At 72.9% G+C, this 17,241-nt stretch carries 16 protein-coding genes; 7 read left to right on the forward strand and 9 right to left on the reverse strand.

The features are described from left to right. The first annotated feature begins 284 nt into the window (after positions 1-284). A complete protein-coding gene (locus AB0O48_RS22590; RefSeq protein ID WP_357572370.1) occupies positions 285-551 on the forward strand; it encodes a hypothetical protein in 267 nt (88 codons plus the stop codon). A 567-nt stretch (positions 552-1,118) separates the two neighbouring features. Here the strand turns inward: AB0O48_RS22590 and AB0O48_RS22595 are convergent. The 6 genes from AB0O48_RS22595 to AB0O48_RS22620 all read right to left on the reverse strand — a co-directional run bounded on the left by AB0O48_RS22595 (position 1,119) and on the right by AB0O48_RS22620 (position 5,519). Then, positions 1,119-1,601: a phage tail protein gene (locus AB0O48_RS22595; RefSeq protein ID WP_357572371.1), complete on the reverse strand. Its 483-nt coding sequence runs from the start codon at positions 1,599-1,601 to the stop codon at positions 1,119-1,121. 1 nt (position 1,602) lies between these two features. Next, entirely contained in the window at positions 1,603-2,907 is a 1,305-nt protein-coding gene (locus AB0O48_RS22600) for a phage tail sheath subtilisin-like domain-containing protein (RefSeq protein ID WP_365068133.1), read from the reverse strand. 27 nt (positions 2,908-2,934) lie between these two features. Beyond that, positions 2,935-3,633: a carboxypeptidase-like regulatory domain-containing protein gene (locus tag AB0O48_RS22605; protein ID WP_365068136.1), complete on the reverse strand. Its 699-nt coding sequence runs from the start codon at positions 3,631-3,633 to the stop codon at positions 2,935-2,937. Continuing rightward, positions 3,630-4,238, reverse strand: coding sequence for a glycine zipper family protein (locus AB0O48_RS22610; RefSeq protein WP_357255687.1), 609 nt, complete (start codon positions 4,236-4,238; stop codon positions 3,630-3,632). The genes AB0O48_RS22605 and AB0O48_RS22610 overlap by 4 nt, the downstream gene beginning before the upstream one ends. 11 nt (positions 4,239-4,249) lie before the next feature. Then, the gene (locus tag AB0O48_RS22615; RefSeq protein ID WP_357255689.1) at positions 4,250-4,585 is read right to left on the reverse strand and encodes a hypothetical protein; all 336 of its coding nucleotides are present in this window, start codon (positions 4,583-4,585) and stop codon (positions 4,250-4,252) included. Positions 4,586-4,730: 145 nt separating this feature from the next. After that, positions 4,731-5,519, reverse strand: a complete 789-nt coding sequence (locus AB0O48_RS22620) for a DUF3153 domain-containing protein (protein ID WP_365068140.1) — start codon at positions 5,517-5,519, stop codon at positions 4,731-4,733. A 237-nt stretch (positions 5,520-5,756) separates the two neighbouring features. On the opposite strand from AB0O48_RS22620, the gene AB0O48_RS22625 reads away from it, so the two are divergent. Continuing rightward, positions 5,757-6,737 carry an adenosine deaminase family protein gene (locus tag AB0O48_RS22625; RefSeq protein ID WP_365068143.1) on the forward strand — a complete coding sequence of 327 codons (981 nt, stop codon included), beginning with the start codon at positions 5,757-5,759 and terminating at the stop codon, positions 6,735-6,737. Between the two features lie 174 nt (positions 6,738-6,911). Then, a complete protein-coding gene (locus AB0O48_RS22630; protein WP_357255790.1) occupies positions 6,912-7,352 on the forward strand; it encodes an NUDIX domain-containing protein in 441 nt (146 codons plus the stop codon). On the opposite strand, the gene AB0O48_RS22635 is transcribed toward AB0O48_RS22630, so the two are convergent. Then, the gene (locus AB0O48_RS22635; RefSeq protein WP_365068147.1) at positions 7,349-8,512 is read right to left on the reverse strand and encodes an FAD-dependent monooxygenase; all 1,164 of its coding nucleotides are present in this window, start codon (positions 8,510-8,512) and stop codon (positions 7,349-7,351) included. The genes AB0O48_RS22630 and AB0O48_RS22635 overlap by 4 nt on opposite strands. Before the next feature lie 66 nt (positions 8,513-8,578). Between AB0O48_RS22635 and AB0O48_RS22640 the strand changes: the two genes are divergently transcribed. Together AB0O48_RS22640 and AB0O48_RS22645 are read left to right on the forward strand one after the other, a co-directional pair. Further along, on the forward strand, positions 8,579-9,205 hold the full coding sequence (locus tag AB0O48_RS22640; protein ID WP_357255786.1) for a TetR/AcrR family transcriptional regulator: 627 nt from the start codon (positions 8,579-8,581) through the stop codon (positions 9,203-9,205). A gap of 113 nt (positions 9,206-9,318) precedes the next feature. Then, complete coding sequence (locus AB0O48_RS22645) at positions 9,319-10,443, forward strand: FUSC family protein (RefSeq protein ID WP_357255784.1); 1,125 nt, start codon at positions 9,319-9,321, stop codon at positions 10,441-10,443. A gap of 58 nt (positions 10,444-10,501) precedes the next feature. Here the strand turns inward: AB0O48_RS22645 and AB0O48_RS22650 are convergent, their stop codons facing one another. After that, positions 10,502-11,491, reverse strand: a complete 990-nt coding sequence (locus tag AB0O48_RS22650; protein WP_357255782.1) for a LacI family DNA-binding transcriptional regulator — start codon at positions 11,489-11,491, stop codon at positions 10,502-10,504. Positions 11,492-11,652: 161 nt separating this feature from the next. On the opposite strand from AB0O48_RS22650, the gene AB0O48_RS22655 reads away from it, so the two are divergent. Both AB0O48_RS22655 and AB0O48_RS22660 read left to right on the forward strand, forming a co-directional pair. Next, the gene (locus tag AB0O48_RS22655; protein WP_357255780.1) at positions 11,653-12,921 is read left to right on the forward strand and encodes an MFS transporter; all 1,269 of its coding nucleotides are present in this window, start codon (positions 11,653-11,655) and stop codon (positions 12,919-12,921) included. A 79-nt stretch (positions 12,922-13,000) separates the two neighbouring features. Further along, positions 13,001-13,897, forward strand: coding sequence for an aldo/keto reductase (locus AB0O48_RS22660; protein WP_357255779.1), 897 nt, complete (start codon positions 13,001-13,003; stop codon positions 13,895-13,897). A gap of 19 nt (positions 13,898-13,916) precedes the next feature. On the opposite strand, the gene ileS is transcribed toward AB0O48_RS22660, so the two are convergent. After that, complete coding sequence (gene ileS, locus AB0O48_RS22665) at positions 13,917-17,063, reverse strand: isoleucine--tRNA ligase (RefSeq protein ID WP_365068153.1); 3,147 nt, start codon at positions 17,061-17,063, stop codon at positions 13,917-13,919. Between the last annotated feature and the right edge of the window lie 178 nt (positions 17,064-17,241).

Consider the following 17,241-nt stretch of genomic DNA (forward strand, 5'->3'; position numbering starts at 1 on the left):
GGTCCGGCCTCGCCCCGCCGACATCGGCGGAGTCGGTTGTAGACCTTGGAAGGAAAGTGCCCCTGGAGGGGCCGAAATCTTCCAAGATCTCGGCAGGGTAGGTGCGGAGGCGAGGATTGGCCGGGGTGGTTGGCTCTCCGAGTCGGGGCCGCTCCTTCGTGTCGGTGGCCGGAATGTCATCCGGCGCCGGTCCTGGCGCCGCGCCCCGTCGGGCTGTGCGCAGGCGCCAAGCGTCCAGCAGCCGGCCTGGCGAACGTCGGCCCGCACCCGGTGTGAGGGGCGCGTTGGCGATCACTGCGACGGCGGAGGCATCGTTGCCGCCCCGGGGCCTGGTGCCACCCATCCGTGGGCCGCCGGACCTGTCGTCTGCCCTCGACGCGCCCGTCGACCCGGTCGCGCCCGTCGACCGCGACCCGTCCGGCCTTGCCACCCCGCTCACCGCCTCCGGCCCGTTGACGCCGTACGCCACGTCCACCGTGCCGTCGTGCCCGACCGTGCCGTCGTCACCCACCGTGCCCGGTGTGGCAAACGCCGGGCGGTCACGCCGGTAGGAGTGCGCGTCCGGGTCCGGGCCGCTCACGCTGGCTCCGCGGCCGTGCCCACCACCCGTGCCGGGCGCATGACGGTCCACCATGCCAGGGGCACGACGACCCGCCGGATCATCAGGCAACCAGGCATCCTCCCCGGCGGCCCGAGGTGGTCGCGTCACCGCGGTCCACCGGTCCGGTCCGCCGCTATCGACTCGATCGCCGAAGCCGAAGCCGAAGCCGGAGCCGGAGCCGGAGTCGGAGTCGGAGTCGGAGCCGGAGTCGGAGTCCGAGCCGGAGCCGAAGCCGTCGGCCGGGTCATCGCGCCCCTCCGTCGGTGCGGCGGCGGGCCGGTCGAGGTCCAGGTCGTGCAGCAGGCCGGGCGCGTGGGCGGCGACCAGGTCCAGCCAGTGCTGCGGTGGCTCCCCGAAGCGGCGCGGTGGAGCTCCGGACGTCTCCGGCGACGGCTGTGGCGCCCGGTGCTCGGCGGGCGCACGATCCCCGGCGGGCGCACGGTCCTCGGCGGGCTCGACGCGCCCGGCGAGGCGCTGCACCGCCCCGGCAGCCGAGCGCAGCCGGCCGGCCAGCCAGCTACGCGGGTGTCGGCGCGGTGGCACCGCCGGTCTCCAGCTCCAGACCCTCGTAGCGCAGGGTCAACGAGGCGATGGCGATCTCGTGGCTGAGGGTGTTGAGGTGCGCGCCACGCCACCGGGTGGGCCAGGCGTCGATCAGGTTCCACCGCAGCACCTCGGCGGTGCCTACCGAGTCGAGCAGCACCACCGAGACGTTGCGCCGGTTGAGGGTGCCCTGCGCGGTGGCGTTCACCCAGTCCCACAGCTCGCGGGAGGCGGTGAGGCCGAAGTGCAGCGTCACCGGCTCGTACTCGGCCTGGCCGGGCACCATCCGCATCCGGCCCAGGCCGTGCTCCCGGTACGGCTGGCCGGGGATGTTCACCTCCAGCCCGGTCATCTCGGTGAAGTGGCCGTTGGTGACGCCGTTGATGAGCAGCCGGAAGTTGTACGCCCGGTACGGGTCGACCGGGGCGCCGGGCTGCTGGGTGGCTGTGGTGGGCATGTCAGCCTCCGATCGTCTCGGTCTCGGTGCCGCCGGCCCACTGGCTCAGCTTGAACACCACGAACTCGGCGGGCTTGACGACCGCGATGCCGATGTGGGCGATCACCATGCCCGCGTCGCGGACGTCGACCGGGTTGGTCTCCTCGTCGCACTTGACGAAGAACGCCTCCTCCGGGCTGCGCCCGAGCAGTGCGCCGTCGCGCCACACCCGGGTGAGGAACGCCCCGATGTCGCGGCGGATCGAGCGCCAGAGGGTGAAGTCGTTGGGTTCGAAGACCATCCACCGGGTGCCGTTGGCGATGGCCTGTTCGATGGCGATGCTGAGTCGCCGGACGTTGAGGTAGCGCCACTCGCTGGCTTCGGCGGCGAGCGTACGGGCGCCCCAGACCCGGATGCCCTCACCGGCGAAGTAGCGGATCACGTTGACGCCCTTGGGGTTGAGCACGTCGTGCTCCGGCCGGGTGACCAGGTAGCCCAGGTCGACGGCACCCCGCACTGGCTCGTTGGCCGGTGCCTTGTGCACTCCACGCAGGGCGTCGGTGCGGGCCCAGATGCCGGCCAGGTGCCCGCTCGGCGGGGTCAGTTCCAGCTCGCCGCTGATCGGGTCGCGCACGCGCAGCCAGGGGTAGTAGAAGGCGCCGAACTCGGACTGCCGGGGCCGGTACGCCGCCCCCTCGTGCCCGCCCGAGCCACCCGGCTGGGCAGACCCGCCGCCAGAACCGGCCGACCCGCCGCCGGAACCGGCCGAGCCGCCGCCGCCGGGACCGGCCGCGCCGCCGCCCGTACCCTCGGCGGGTTTGGGGGGTTTGCCGGTGGACGGCGTCGCGACCCGGGTCAGCGCGGCGATGTCGTCGATGTCCGGTGCCGGGTCGCAGATGGCGACCATGGTGCGAGTCCGCTCGGCCATGCTGAGCAGCGCCTCGTGCGACACCACGTCGTGGAAACCGGGTGCGGCGATGATGGAGATCTCGTCGATGGCCTCCAGCAGTTGCAGGCCACCGCGTCGCTGCCCGGTGCCGGTGATCGCGCCGCCCTCGCCGACGTTCACCACCCAGCAGCGGGCGCCCCCGTTGTCCAGGAAGCCGAAGACCGCTCGGGCCAGCGGGGTGCTCTCCACCCGGTCTCCGTCGGCGAAGAGCCGCAGGAACTCCGTCCAGTTGTTGACCGGCACCGCCCGACCCAGGTGGGCGTCGTGGTTCGGGGCGAGTCCGACGAAGGCGGCGATGCTGGTGCTCGCCGGGCCGATCGGTCGGGCGCCGCTGGGGACCTCCTCGACATAGATGCCGGGGGAGAAGTAGCTGGGCATCGATCCTCCTGTGCGGGTGGGCGGGCGTCAGTGGGTCGGTGGCGCGCAGACGATGACGAGGTCGGGTTCGCCGGGGTCGACGTCGGCGGTGAGGACGAGCCCACGCCCGGTCAGCCGCAGCCGGGCCGGGCTCGGGTGTTCGGGGTCGTGCGGGACGCCGACGAGGTGGAACCGCCCGTCGGTGTCGGTGCGGGTGGCGGACCCGGTGGCCGACAGCTCGACCCGCATCGCGGCGAGGGGTTGGTCCTCGGGGCCGACCACCCGGCCGGTGAGAGTGCGTACCTCCAGGTGCCGCAGCCGCAGCGGTTGCAGCACCGGGGGCGCGGCCGGGGTCGGGTGGTCGACCTGGGCGGGTACGTCGATCAGCAGCGCCGGGCGCGGCGCGGCGCCGAACGCCGCCCACAGTGGCGGATCGCCGGCCTCCAGGACGACCGGGTAGCTGCCCTCGCGGGTCGCGGCGGTGAGCACCCGGTCCAGCCGGGGCAACCCGGCCGGCCCGGTCACGCAGAGCAGGTAGCGGACCGTGAACCGGTACGGTTCGCGGACCACGCCGCTGGAGCGGGTCTGCCGGGCCGGGCGCAGCTCCAGCGGCCAGAGGGTGAGCCCGGCGGCGTCGCCGCCGGTGCGGGGCGGGCCGACCGGGACGGGTTCCCCCGCGGCACTGGTCAGCCAGGCGGCCAACTCGGCGGTGGCCGTCTCGATCGGTCCGCGCCCGTCGGTGGTCATCGCGGCGGCGTCCCCTGGATCCGGTACGCGATGGCCTCGTTCCACACGTGCGGGTAGACGCCGATCTCGAAGTACCTGGTGAACCGGTTGATCGGGGCGTTGGTGTGGTCGTGGTAGAGCAACCACACCGGGGCGATGGTGAACAGCACGTAGTTCGCCAGCACCAGCGGGATGTAGAGCGGGCCGAGCAGGCGACCCTGGAAGATGTGCACGTCCTCGTGCCGTTGGATGCCCGAGCTGGAGCCGGCGCAGACGGTGCCGATGGTGGTGGCGTAGCGGGGCGAGACCCCCTCCACCACGCTGACCCGGCCGCTGCCCGACGAGGTGGGTCGGTCCAGTGAGTGCCCGAAGACCAGGTGCACGGTCAGGTAGATGGCGCCGACGACCGTGTTGAGCAGACTCCAGGTGTGGTCGACGACGAAGAGGAAGATGCCGCGGGCGTCCGCCGCGTACACCCCGGCGGAGGCCACCGCCCAGCCGAACACCGCGCCGACCAGCAGGCCCACGACGGCGCCGACCAGAAGTCCGATCGAGCCGCCGGCGAGGAAGCCGAACAGGGCGCCGAGGATGACCTGGATCGCCGCGCTGAGAATTCCGAAGACCATGACGGTACCCCTCAGACCCAGGAGCGGAAGATCTTGGGCTCGCGACCGCTCGCGAGTTGGGTCGGCGTCGCCTGCCGGTTGCCGGGCGGGAACTGGCTGACGCCGAGCGCGGCGGAGAAGATGACGAGCGCGTTGAAGAACGCGATGATCCACTTCTCGCCACCGACCTCATCCGCGAACGCCGCGGTGAGGTAGGACAGCAGGAGCGCGATGGCGATGGCGATCCACTTGCGGAGCTTGTCGCCACTGGGGCCGATCAGCCCGCCGATGACGTTGGTGGCCAGGAGGGTGGCGGCGCTCGCGCCGGCGATGGTGCCCAGGGCTGCCCAGGTGAAGAGATCGTTCATGACGATCCCCCTTTTCTGCGATGGTGCGACCGGGATGTGGTGGTGGTGAGGTCCGGTGCTGCCGAGTGGGAGCACCGGGGCCGGTCGCCGTCGTCTCGGGGCGGCCGGGGCCGGGCGTGGCCGGCAGAGCCGGCCACCGGGTGGATCAACCGGGCCCCGGCGCGCCGGCGGGCGGGCCCGGCGGTGTCGGTCCGGGCGAGGTCGGTCCGGGGGCGTCCGGCGCCGTCGGCCGCCGGCGTCGCAGCAGGAGTACGCCCACCGCGGCGAGCAGCAGCAGCAGGAGTACGCCGCCGACGATCAGCGGCCAGCCGATCCCGCCGTCGTCACCGGCGGCAACCGGTGAGGTGGACGGTCGAGGTGGCGCCTCGGCGACCGCGCGCAGCTCGATCGGCTTGTCCTGGTTGGGTTCGACCTTCCAGCTGACCGAGCGGCCGTTGACGGTGCCGTTGCTGTCGATCACCCGGCCGGGAAATGCCACCGAGATCTCGAACGACATCAGCTTGAGGAACGCCTGCTGTTGCTGCGGATTCTGCTGCGCTACCTTTCCGCCGTATTTCGACGGATCGAGCGGCAACGTGAAACGGTACAAGTCGCCGTCCCGAACCAGTTTTACGCTCTCCGTGTCGAAGCCTGCCAGTGGCGCCTTGCGATAACTGATCTGGGCGCCGAAGAGTTTGTCGTCCTCGTACCGGGTCTCTTCGCCCGCCGGCAGGGCGGGAATGTTCTGCCGCAGCTCCGCGAAGGCTGCCGGGATGTTCTTGTTTCGCGAGGTCAGCAGGGACTTCTCGGCGGTCAGCAGCAACTGCCCGTCGACCGTGTCGTCGGCGTTCACGGTGAGCCCCATGTTGAGTTGCATGCAGCCACCCAACGCCGCCACCAGAAGGAGACACACCGCGACGCGGAGTGCCTTACCGCGGTTGACTCTCCTGTTCATGGGCTCAGTGTGTGTGATCCATTTCACCATCGGCAGTCAGCGATCAGTCACAAGGCAGTCGCCGATTGTACCGACGCACTGTCATATGTGACCGAGGTGAATCGGGGCGGAATTGACTACCCTGGAGCTTTGGGCCGAGAACAGTTTTCCGGTGGTGATCCCCCGCCTGGGGGAGGCCAGCCGGGTCGGGGTGGGACAGGCTGGGCGCACCCGTTCAGCCGACCCCCGAGGATCGCGATGACGCCGGCTCAGCGCCACACCCCGAAGATCGAACTGCACGTCCACCTGGAGGGGACGGTCCGTCCGGCGCTGCTCGCCGCGCTGGCCCACGGCCATCGCCTCCCGGTGCCGGCCGAGACGTCCGGACGGTTCGACGACCTGTACGACTTCATCACCACCTGGAACGCGATGACCACGGTGCTGCGGACGCCGCAGGACTACCAGCGGGCACTGCTGGCGTACGCCGCGGAGGCCGCCCGCGACGGCGCGGTCCACCTGGAACCGATCGTGGACGCCGACCAGCGGCTCGGGTTGTCCGGTTGGGCCGACCTGCTCGCCGCCCTGGTCGACGCGGCGGCCGAGGCCCGCGAGTCGTACGGGGTGTCGATCGGGTTGACCCCGCAGGTCTGCCGGGGTCACGACGTCGACTTCACCGAGAGCGCGGCCCGCATCGCCACCCGGTTCGCCGGGCAGGGGGTGGTCGGCTTCGGACTGTCCGGTGCCGAGGGGCGGTACCCGACCACGCCGTACCGCCGGATGGTGGAGCTGGCCCGCGACGGCGGCCTGCCGTTCGTGCCGCACGCGGGCGAGGCGGCCGGGCCGGAGGCGGTCCGCGAGGTGCTGGCGATGGGTGCGGTCCGGATCCGGCACGGGGTGCGGGCCGTGGAGGACCCGGAGCTGGTCGCCGAGTTGGCCGCGCGGGGCGTCGTGTTGGACGTGACGCCCACCTCCAACCTGCGCCTCGGCGTGGCCCGCGAGGACCGTCCGCATCCGTTGACCGTGCTGACCGACGCCGGGGTCGCCTGCTCGGTGTCCACCGACGACCCGGCCATCTTCGACATCACCCTGGCCGACGAGTACGCCTTCGCCGCCCAGCTCGGGGTGACCGCCGCGACCGCCTACGCCGCGGGCCTGCGCGGCCTGCTCGGGGACGCCGCCGACCACGCGCGCCTGGTGGCGGTGGGGGAGCAGGCGTACCGGGGCGGTTCACCCGCCTAAGGCTTGTTTCATAAGGGCGGTCGAGCCGAGGCGGAGTCCGGGCGGCGATCCGGCAAGGCGCGGTTTCGTCCGGATACCGGTGTTGTATCCGGGCGAAACCGCAACGCCGCCGGTCGTCGTCCGGGCCCGCCGCAGGCCGGCCAGTTCTTATGAAACAAGCCTTAAGCTGGGTCGGTGATTGTCGTCGCGTGTGTGCTGCTTGTGGATCCCGCCGGGCGGCTGCTGCTGCAACTGCGTGACGCCGGCGCGATGCACCACCCGGACGTGTGGGGGCTGCCCGGCGGCCACGCGGAGGCGGGGGAGACGCCGGAGCAGGCCGCCGAGCGGGAGCTGTGGGAGGAGACCGGCCTGCGCGCCGACGGGCCGCTGCGCCTGATCGCCGTGCAGTCGCGACCCGAGCTGAACCGGGAGATGCACTACTTTCTCGGCCGTACCCGGGCCGGGCAGGAGGACGTGGTGCTCGGTGAGGGCGCGGCGATGGTCTTCGTGCCCGGCGACGAGGTGCTCAACGGTCGTCCCTGGACGCCGGGCACCGTCGAGGTGCTGACCCCGTTCCTCGCCGCGCCCGAGTACACCGCCGCGTTCACCGGCCCGGGCCCCGCGGAGTCGGCCTAACCGGCGGGCGGTCGCCAGTCGGCGTACCGGGCCGCGCTGCGCAGGGCGACCCGGGCCGGGATGAGGCGCAACGCGGTGCTGCGTACCGCGAAGGCGATCGGGTTGTGCAACTGCTGCCCGAACCGCCCGGCGACGTGGGAGGCCCGGGCGACGGACTGACTGCGCGGTCGACGCTGCTGGTCGTACGCGGCCAGGGCGGCCGGCACCCCCTCGGCGCCGCCTGCGCAGACCGCGCCGAGCACCACGGCGTCCTCGATCGCCTGCCCGGCGCCCTGCCCCAGGTTGGGCGTCATCGGGTGGGCGGCGTCGCCGAGCAGCGCCACCCGTCCCCGCACGTACGAGGGCAGCGGGACGGCCAGGTGGTGGATGTCGTTGCGCAGGACGACGTCGGGTGGGGTCGCCGCGAGAAGCGCCGGGATGGGGTCGTGCCAGTCGCCGAAGTGTTCCCGCAGGACCGCCAGCTCGTCGGGGGCGTGGCCGCCGGGCGGGGCGTTGAGTGCGCCGTACCAGTAGAGCTGGCCGTCGCCGATCGGCACCATGCCGAACTCGGCTCCCGGTCCCCAGGTGATCGCTGCCGGGATCGGGTCCGGGAACGCGATGGCCGCCCGCCACGTCGTCGATCCGGCGTACACCGGGCCGGGGTGGTGCGGCCAGAGCTGGGCGCGGACCCGGCTGCGCAGGCCGTCGGCGGCGACCACCAGGTCGGCGTCGAGGGTGTGTGGGCCGTCGGGTCCCTGGTAGCGCACCTCGGCGTGGTCCGGGCCGGACTCGACGTGGTCCACCGTGGCGTTGGTGCGCAGGGAGGAGACCGGCAGGGCCTCGCGCAGGGTGCGGTGCAGCGTGGCCCGGTGCACACCGAGCGCCGTGGTGCCGAGCTGCCGGATCATCTCCGCGGCGTCCATCCGGGACAGCCACCGCCCGTGCCGGTCGCGGACACCGCCGGGTGCCTCGCCGTGGCCACCCCGGCGCAGGGCCGGGCCGAGGCCGAGGGCGTCCAGCCCGCGTACCGCGTTGGCCATCAGGCTCAGGCCGGCGCCGACCTCGCGCAGCTCGGCGGCGCGCTCCAGCACGGTGACCCGCCACCCGTGCCGGTGCAGGGCGAGAGCCGCGCTCAACCCGCCGATCCCGCCGCCCACCAAGACCGCGTGTGCGTCGTCCATGTCGAACCTCCTTCTACATCTGTAGAAGAGTGATACTACCTGCGGACCCCGAGAAGAAGGAGTGCCATGACGGCGCGGGCGAACCGGATCGCGACGCTCACCGACGCGGCCATCGAGTTGATCGCCGAGGGCGGCATGCGAGCGCTGACCCACCGGGCGGTCGACGGCCGCGCCGCGATGCCGCCCGGCACCACCTCCGCGTACCTGCGCACCCGGCAGGCGCTGATCGAGGCCGTGGTGGGACGGCTCGCCGAACGGGACCGGGCCGACCTGGCGCACCACGACCTGCCGACCGGTCCGCCCCCGACCGTCGCGCCCCGGCTCGACGGAAACGATCTCGACGGCCTCGCCGTCGGCGTCGCCGAGGTGCTCGACCGCTGGTTGAGCACCGGGCGCAGCCGGACCCTGGCCCGATACGCCTGCCTGCTGGAGGCGGTGCACCGGCCCGAGCTGCGCGGCATCCTGCAACACGGCACCGGCCTGCGGGCGCAGGCCCGGGACCTGTTGACCCGGGCCGGGGCCACCGACCCCGATCGGCAGGGCGACCAGTTCGTCGCGTTCGTGGACGGGCTGCTCTTCGACCGGCTGGTCGGCGCGGGTGCGCTCAGTGCCCCGCAGCCCGGAAGCCCGGCCAGCCGTGCCGACCTGAGCGCCGCGATCCGTACGCTGCTGCGCGCCCTCACCGGGCAGTAGTCCACCGCCCCGGTCCGCGACCGCACCCCGGAGCAGCCCAGTGAGCAGGTCCGTCGCGTGATGGGAGACGATCACCTCGGGTGTCGTGGGCCGGCGGCGCGAGGAGGGTGGCGATGGTGCGGTTCAGTGGCCTGCGGACGGCCGGCGGGCGGCTGCGGCACGGCTGGCGGCCGGTGCTGGAGGCGACCGTCGCGGCGACCGTGGCATGGCTGCTGGCCACCCGGTTGCTCGGGCACCCGCAGCCCTTCTTCGCGCCGGCCGCGGCGCTGATCGTTCTCGGTCAGGCGCGCGGTCAACGTATTCGCCGAGCCGTCGAGGTCGTGCTCGGGGTCGCCGCCGGGGTGCTCGTCGCGGACCTGGTGGTGCAGGCACTCGGCCCGGGCAGCACCTGGACGGTCGGCACCGTCATCCTGCTCACCGTTCTCCTCGCGGTGGCCTTCGGCGCGACCGGTGTGACGCTGGTGCAGGCCGCGGTCTCCGCGCTCTACCTGGTGGTGGTCGCACCGCCGGACGGGTCGTTGGTGCCGTTCCGGTTCGTCGACGCGCTGATCGGCGGCGCGGTCGCGCTCGCGGCCAGCCTGCTGGTCGACGCCCGGCACCCCCTCGCGCCGCTGGTCGCCGAGGTGCGGCGGACCTTCGACGAGCTCGCCGGGCTGCTGGGCGAGATCGCCGACGCGCTGGACCGCGGCGACGAGGCCGCCGCGTTCGCGGCGCTGACCCAGGCCCGGGGAATGGACGCCCGGGTGGACGGGCTGCGCGACGGGGTGCTGGCCGCCGGTGAGGCGCTGCGGCTCAACGTCCGTCGGCGCCGGCACATCGGTCGGCTGAGGTCCGTGGACGAGTCGATCCGGCAGATCGACTACGCGGTGCGCAACGTCCGGGTGCTGGCCCGCGCGGGCGTGACACTGAGCCGGCTGCACACCCCGGCGCCACCCGAGCTGGGCGCCGCCCTGCGATCCCTGGCCGAGGCCGTCCGCCAGGCCGGTGCCGCCCTCGCCGCCGACCTCGACGGCCAGGACGAGACCGCCGACCGGCACGGCGGCCGGGCCGACGAGTCCGCGTTGGCCGCCGTGCACACCGCCGGGCAGCTCTTCGGCGCCACGCCGACCCTGCCCCTAGCGATGATCATCGGTCAGGTCCGGGCCACGGCCATCGACCTGCTGCGCGGGGTCAACCCGGAGGACGACGCCGCCGTCCTCGCCCGCGTCGACGAAGCCCTCGGCCTCCCCGCCGTCTGACGTCCCCACACGCGTTCCGGGGTCGTGGTCGACTCGCGGACCGGGGATCTCGTCGCCGTCAGGCGCTGGAGCGGGCCACCAGGGTGGACGGGAAGAGCGTCACCCGGGCGGCCGGACGCCCGTCCAACAGGGCGCTGGCCGCGGCGACGGCGATCCGCCCGACCGGATGGCTCGCCGTGGTCAGCGCCGGGGCGGTCATCCCGGCCAGCGGAATGTCGTCGAAGCCGGCCACCGCGACGTCGCTGGGCACCCGCACACCGGCGTCGCGCAGGCCCGCGATCACTCCGAGCGCGGTGTCGTCGCTGATCGCGTAGATCGCGTCGACGTCCGCCCAGCGGCGCAGCGCCTCGCCGGCCGCCGCCCGGCCGCGCGCCGCCGTGAAGTCCCCGGTGATCTCCCACTCCGGCAGGCCGGCCTGGCGCATCAGTCGGCGGTACGTCTGCACGGGGCGTTGCGCGCAAGGCAGCCACCGGGGGCCGGTCACCATGGCGATCCGGCGGCGGCCCGAGGCGTACAGGTGGCGCAGCACGGCGTCCGAGCCGGCGGCGTTGTCGACGTCGAACGACGGCACGGTCGCCGAGCCGACTCCGATCGAGACCACCCGGCCGCTCAGCGACCCGGGCACCGCCGCCAGCAGGTCCTCGGTGGTGTTGACCAGGATCACCCCGCACACGGTGCGGTCCCCGGCGAGCTGGTGCAGGCCGCGCGGGTCGCCGAGCGGCAGCCAGTGCAGCGCCACCCCGACACCGGCGGGTGTGCACACCCGGGCGGCCGAGCCGACCACCTGGTGCACGTACGGGTCGTCCAGCACCGCCGGGCTGGCCCCCTGGGCGGCCACGACCAGCCGGAGGCCGCCGCCGCGGACCAGCGCCCGGGCGGCCGGGTTCGGCACGTAACCGAGGTGGTCGACGGCTGCCGTGACCTGTTCCCGAGCTGCGGGCGAGGCGAACCCCGTGCCGGCGATCACCCGCGACGCGGTGGACCGCGACACCCCGGCCACCCGGGCGACGTCCTCGAGAGTGGCCGGTCGCTGTGCCGCTGCCGTCATCGTCGCCTCCCCGCGGCGGCCCGTCCGGTCGGACAAACGCCTGTTCACATCATGCCCTGGCCGGTCCGTCGGCGGTAAGGGGCGGTTGCCGGTTGTGGTGGTAGCGCTCTCAGGTGTGCGATCGTGCCAGGAGATCACCCCGAGAAAGAGGACAAGACCCCGTGAGCGCCCCCACCAGCAGAGCCGTAACCCCGGACACCGCACCGCCCGCACGGGCGGTGCTGCTCGCCCGCAACGGCGTCGCTGTCACCTTCACCCTCAACGGGCTGGCCGTCGGCAGCTGGTTCTCCCGCGTGCCGGCGGTCCGTGAGGCGTTGGACCTCTCCGCCGGTCGCCTCGGGTTGCTCCTGCTGGCGATGAGCGTCGGCGCGCTGCTCGCCATGCCCACCTCCGGCCTGCTCGCGCAGCGACTCGGCGCGGCCCGCACCGTGACCCTGGCCACCGTGCTTGTCGCGCTCGGTCTGACCGTGGCGGGGCTGGGCGCCACGATGACCGGGTCGTTCGCCGTCGTGGCCCTGGGACTTGTCGCCTTCGGCTACGGCTCCGGCGCCTGCGACGTGGCGATGAACGTCGAGGGCGCCGCTGTGGAACGGCGCCTGAATCGTACGATCATGCCCCGTTTCCACGCGGGGTGGAGCCTCGGTTCGGTGGCCGGAGCGGCGCTCGGCGCCGGTGCGGCCCGGTTCGACGTGGCGGTCGGCGCGCACCTCGTCGCGGTGGCGGTGGTCGTGTTGGCCGGCACCGTGCTCGCCTCCCGGACGTTCCTGCCCGTCGCGGGCGATCACACCGGCGACCCGGCGGACGCCACCCCGGCGGCCCGCCGCCGTGCGCAGCTCGCCGCCTGGCGGGAGCCGCGGACCCTGCTGATCGGGCTGTTCGTGCTGGTGGCGGCGTTCACCGAGGGTGCCGCCAACGACTGGCTGGCCGTCGCGTTCATCGACGGACGGGACCTGAGCGAGGCAGCCGGCGCGGCGGTCTTCGGGGTCTTCGTCGTCGGCATGACCGCCGGGCGCACCGCGGGCACGGTCGCGCTGGACCGGTGGGGGCGGGTGCCGGTGCTCTCCGGCACCATCGGGCTCGCCGTGCTCGGCGCCGGCCTGGCCGTGCTGGCCGGTTCGGGGCCGCTGGCGATCGTCGGCGTCGCGCTGTGGGGCCTCGGTGCGTCGCTGGGCTTCCCGGTGGGGATGAGCGCGGCCGCCGACGAGGAGGCACACGCGCCGGTACGGGTGAGCGTGGTCGCGGTGATCGGCTACACCGCGTTCCTGGGTGGGCCGCCGCTGCTGGGGCTGCTCGGCGACCAGGTCGGCACGCTGCGTGCCCTGCTGGTGGTGCCGCTGCTGCTGCTGCCGACCCTGCTGCTGGTGCCGGTGCTGCGCCCGCCGCACACCGCCGAGCCGCACACCGCCGAGTCGACGCCGGCCGCACACTAAAACTAACCCGCGGCGCCGTCGAGCGGTATCGGGTGCGCGGCCGACTGCGCCGCGTACCCGCGCTGGCTAGGGTCGCCGAATGCCAACCGACGAGATCACCGCCGACGCGGCGGGCACCTGGACCCTGGGCGACCGCACCGTCCGCCGGATGGGCTTCGGCTCCATGCGGATCACCGCGAACCCGGACCCGGACCGGGCGGTCGCCCTGCTGCGCCGCGCCGTCGAGCTGGGGGTCAACCACATCGACACGGCCGCGTTCTACGTCTCGCCCGGCGGGGCACTGCGGGTCGGCACCGGCCCGGCCCGCTACGCCACGGAGCTGATCCGCGCGGCGCTCGCCCCGTACCCGGAGGACCTGGTCATCGCCACCAAGGTCGGCTTCGGGTACGACCCGGAGGTGGGCTTCACCGAGGCGCTCACCCCGGCGCAGTTGCGCGCCCAGGTCGAGGAGAACCTGCGTCGGCTCGGCCGCGACCAGCTCGACGTGGTGAACCTGCGCCTCGGCCGGGGCGTCGGCACGGTGCCGTTGGCCGACCGGTTCGGCGCGCTCGCCGAACTGCGGGCCGCCGGGGTGATCCGGCACCTGGGGCTCTCCGGTGTCCGGCCCGAGCAGCTGGACGAGGTGGCCGACATCGCGCCGGTGGTCTGTGTGCAGAACAACTACGGGGTGGACGCCTACCGGAACCAGGACGAGCTCGTCCAGCTCTGCGGTCGGCGGGGGATCGCCTTCGTGCCGTTCTTCGCGTTGGCCGGCACCGGTCGGGAGGCGGGCGCGAGCGCCACGCAGAACGAGGCCGTCGAGGCCGTCGCCCGCGCCCACGGCGTCACACCGCAGCAGGTACGCCTGGCCTGGACCCTGCACCAGGGGTCCCACGTGCTCGCCATCCCCGGCACCGCGGACCCGGAGCACCTGGCGCAGAACGTGGCCGCCGGAGCCCTTCGCCTGACCCCGGAGGATCTGACCCGTCTGCGGTGATCGTCCGCCCCGGCAGCGGTCAGGCCCGCAGGACGTGCACCAGGATCTCCTGACCGTCGCCCACGGTGCCGGCGAAGCCCTCCGACAACGCGTCCACCACGGTCAGCGTGCGCGCGAGGGTCTCGTGCGCGATGAGCAACTGATGCGTGGAGATCGCCGCCGCGACCTGCGCGGGCGCGGCGATCGACACCGTGATCCGGTCGGCGACCTCCAGGTCGGCGTCGCGGCGGGCCTGCTGGACGGTACGGACGACGTCGCGTGCGACGCCCTCGGCCGCCAGTTCGGGGGTGATCTCGGTGTCCAGAGCGATCGTCACTCCGCGCTGGGACTCCACGACCCAGCCCGTTCGTGGCACCTCCGTGATCAGGATGTCGTCCAGGCCCACCTCGACCTGCTCGCCGTCGACCACCAGCGGGAACGTCCCGTTCGCCCGGACACCGTCGACCAGCTCCCGCGCGGCCACGGCGGCGACGGCCTTCGCGACGTGCTGGGTGCGGTTGCCGAACCGGCGGCCCAGGGTCCGGAAGTTCGCCTTGACCCGCACGTCGATGACCCCGCTCTGGGAGTCGAGCGGCTGGAGGACCTTGACGTTCAACTCGTCGCCGATGTCGTCCAGCAACGCCTGCGGAAGCACCGTGCCGGCCGGTAGTCCCACCAGCGCCCGGCTCAACGGCTGGCGGATCCGCAGGCTGCTCGCCTTACGCGCGGACCGGCCCGCCTCGGCCAACGCCCGCGCCGTGGCCACCTGGGCCGACAACTCGGCGCTGATCACCGTGGTGTCGGGCGTCGGCCAGGTCGCCAGGTGCACCGACTCCGGGGCCGACCCGGCGCCCCGCCGGATGACCTGCTGCCACACCTCCTCCGTGAGGAAGGGGATGAACGGCGCGAGGAGCCGGGTGAGGATGTCGAGGCACTCGTACAGGGTGGTGAGGGCGTCCGGGTCGCCCTCCCAGAAGCGCTGCCGCGAGCGCCGTACGTACCAGTTCGACAGGTCGTCGACGAAGTCGGCGAGCAGTCGGCCGGCACGGGCCGTGTCGTAGTTCTGCAGTCGGTCGTCCACGGCGGCGGCGAGGGCGTGGACCGCACCGACGATCCACCGGTCCAGCACCGGTCGTTGGGCGACCGGCTGCGCCAGCTCCGGTGCCCACGTCGAGTTCGCGGCGTAGAGGGAGAAGAACGCCGCCGTGTTCCAGTACGTCATCAACACCTTGCGGACGATCTCGTCGAGAGGGCCGGGCCCGACCCGGCGCGGTGACCACGGTGAGCCGGAGCAGGCCATGAACCAGCGCACCGCGTCCGCGCCGTGGGTGTCCATCAACGGGATCGGCAGCAGGATGTTGCCCAGGTGCTTGCTCATCTTGCGGCCGTCCTCGGCCAGGATGTGCCCGAGGCAGACGACGTTCTCGTACGGGGACCTGTCGAAGACCAGGGTGCCCACCGCCATCAGCGTGTAGAACCATCCCCGGGTCTGGTCGATCGCCTCGCAGATGTACTGGGCCGGGTAGGTGCGCTCGAAGATCTCCTTGCTGCCCGGCAGGTGGGGGTAGCCCACCGACGCGAACGGCATCGCTCCGGAGTCGTACCAGGCGTCGATCACCTCGGGCACCCGGGTGGCGGTCCGGCCGCAGTCCGGGCAGGCGAAGGTGATCTCGTCGACGTACGGGCGGTGCGGATCCAGCTCGGACAGGTCGGCGTCGGCCAGCTCCCCGAGTTCGGTCCGGGAGCCGACCGCGGTCACGTGGTTGTCCGGGCAGCGCCACAGCGGCAGCGGGGTGCCCCAGTACCGGGAACGGGACACCGCCCAGTCGATGTTGTTCTTCAGCCAGTCGCCGTACCGGCCGTGTTTGATGTGCTCCGGGAACCAGTTGGTGCTCTCGTTCTCCCGGGTCAGCTCGTCGCGGACCTCGGTGGTCCGGATGTACCAGGACGGCTGCGCGTAGTACATCAGCGGGGTGTGGCACCGCCAGCAGTGCGGGTAGGGGTGCTCGAACGGCTCGTGCCGGAACAACCGACCGGAGGTCCGGAGGCGATCGATGAGCAGCGCGTCGGCGTCCTTGAAGAACACCCCGCCGACCAGGTCGATGCCGTCGTCGAACCGCCCGTTCGGGGCGACCGGGTTCACCAGCGGCAACCCGTAGGCGCGGCAGACGGCGAGGTCGTCCGCGCCGAAGGCCGGCGCCTGGTGCACCAGGCCGGTGCCGTCCTCGGTCGTGACGTAGTCGGCGAGGACCACACGGTGGGCGTCCGGGATGTCCACCAGGTCGAACGGCCGCTCGTACCGCAACCCCTCCAGGGCCGACCCCGGTACGGTCGCCAGGATCTCCGCTTCGTCACCGAGCACCCGCCGGGTCAGCGGTTCGGCGACGACGAACGTGCCCTGCTCGGTGCGGGCGAGGGTGTACGTCACCGTGGGATGGACGGCGACGGCGGTGTTGGACACCAGGGTCCACGGGGTGGTGGTCCAGATCAGCAGCTCGACGCCGTGGTGTCCGGCCACCGCTTCGCGCACCGGGAACCGTACGTACACGGACGGGTCGGTGACGGTCTCGTACCCCTGCGCCACCTCGTGGTCGGACAGGGTCGTGCCGTCGCGGGTGCAGTACGGGGCGACCCGGAAGTCCTCCACCAGCCGCCCGGCGTGGTGGATCTGCTTCAGTGACCACCAGACACTGTCCACGTACTCGGGGGACATCGTCTGGTACGGGTGCTCCAGGTCGATCCAGTACCCCATCCGCTCGCTGAGCTGGACGAACTCGTCCACGTGCCGCAGCACGGAGGTGCGACACCGGGCGTTGAACTCGGCGATGCCCATCTTCTCGATGTCGGGCTTGCCGCTGAGGCCCAGCTCCTTCTCCACCGCGAGCTCAACCGGCAGGCCGTGGCAGTCCCACCCGGCGCGGCGGGGCACCGAGAAGCCGCGCATCGTGCGGTACCGGGGAAAGAGGTCCTTGAAGACCCTCGCCTCGATGTGGTGGGTGCCCGGCGTGCCGTTGGCGGTCGGCGGCCCCTCGTAGAACACCCACGGCGGACCGTCGGCAGTCTGCTCCAGGCTCCGGTTGAACACGTTGTTGGTCTGCCACCACTCGATGACCGCACGGTCCATCCCACCAAGATCGATCTTGGTGGGCAGTGGGACGAATGGCGACTTCAACGGACCGTCCGGCACCGACGTTCTCCCTACACTCCACATCCGCTCGCGCGGGCATCAGCTCACTGCCCACACGGGGACGAAGCGCCGGGCGTATGGCCAGGACTCCGCGGTACCACCCCGCTTGCGCCCCGATGGTGCGGGCGCCGCTCGATTTCGCGACGTGACGTGCCGCTACGTCCGGTTCTACTGGGGC

The organism is Micromonospora sp. NPDC085948 (assembly GCF_040686315.1).
Classification (GTDB): Bacteria; Actinomycetota; Actinomycetes; order Mycobacteriales; family Micromonosporaceae; genus Micromonospora.

Bases quoted from the DNA above. Each gene is read 5' to 3' on its own strand.
- AB0O48_RS22595 (WP_357572371.1), bottom strand. From the start codon at position 1,601: ATGCCCACCACAGCCACCCAGCAGCCCGGCGCCCCGGTCGACCCGTAC.
- AB0O48_RS22600 (WP_365068133.1), bottom strand. From the start codon at position 2,907: ATGCCCAGCTACTTCTCCCCCGGCATCTATGTCGAGGAGGTCCCCAGC.
- AB0O48_RS22605 (WP_365068136.1), bottom strand. From the start codon at position 3,633: ATGACCACCGACGGGCGCGGACCGATCGAGACGGCCACCGCCGAGTTG.
- AB0O48_RS22610 (WP_357255687.1), bottom strand. From the start codon at position 4,238: ATGGTCTTCGGAATTCTCAGCGCGGCGATCCAGGTCATCCTCGGCGCC.
- AB0O48_RS22615 (WP_357255689.1), bottom strand. From the start codon at position 4,585: ATGAACGATCTCTTCACCTGGGCAGCCCTGGGCACCATCGCCGGCGCG.
- AB0O48_RS22620 (WP_365068140.1), bottom strand. From the start codon at position 5,519: ATGAACAGGAGAGTCAACCGCGGTAAGGCACTCCGCGTCGCGGTGTGT.
- AB0O48_RS22625 (WP_365068143.1), top strand. From the start codon at position 5,757: ATGACGCCGGCTCAGCGCCACACCCCGAAGATCGAACTGCACGTCCAC.
- AB0O48_RS22635 (WP_365068147.1), bottom strand. From the start codon at position 8,512: ATGGACGACGCACACGCGGTCTTGGTGGGCGGCGGGATCGGCGGGTTG.
- AB0O48_RS22640 (WP_357255786.1), top strand. From the start codon at position 8,579: ATGACGGCGCGGGCGAACCGGATCGCGACGCTCACCGACGCGGCCATC.
- AB0O48_RS22645 (WP_357255784.1), top strand. From the start codon at position 9,319: ATGGTGCGGTTCAGTGGCCTGCGGACGGCCGGCGGGCGGCTGCGGCAC.
- AB0O48_RS22650 (WP_357255782.1), bottom strand. From the start codon at position 11,491: ATGACGGCAGCGGCACAGCGACCGGCCACTCTCGAGGACGTCGCCCGG.
- AB0O48_RS22660 (WP_357255779.1), top strand. From the start codon at position 13,001: ATGCCAACCGACGAGATCACCGCCGACGCGGCGGGCACCTGGACCCTG.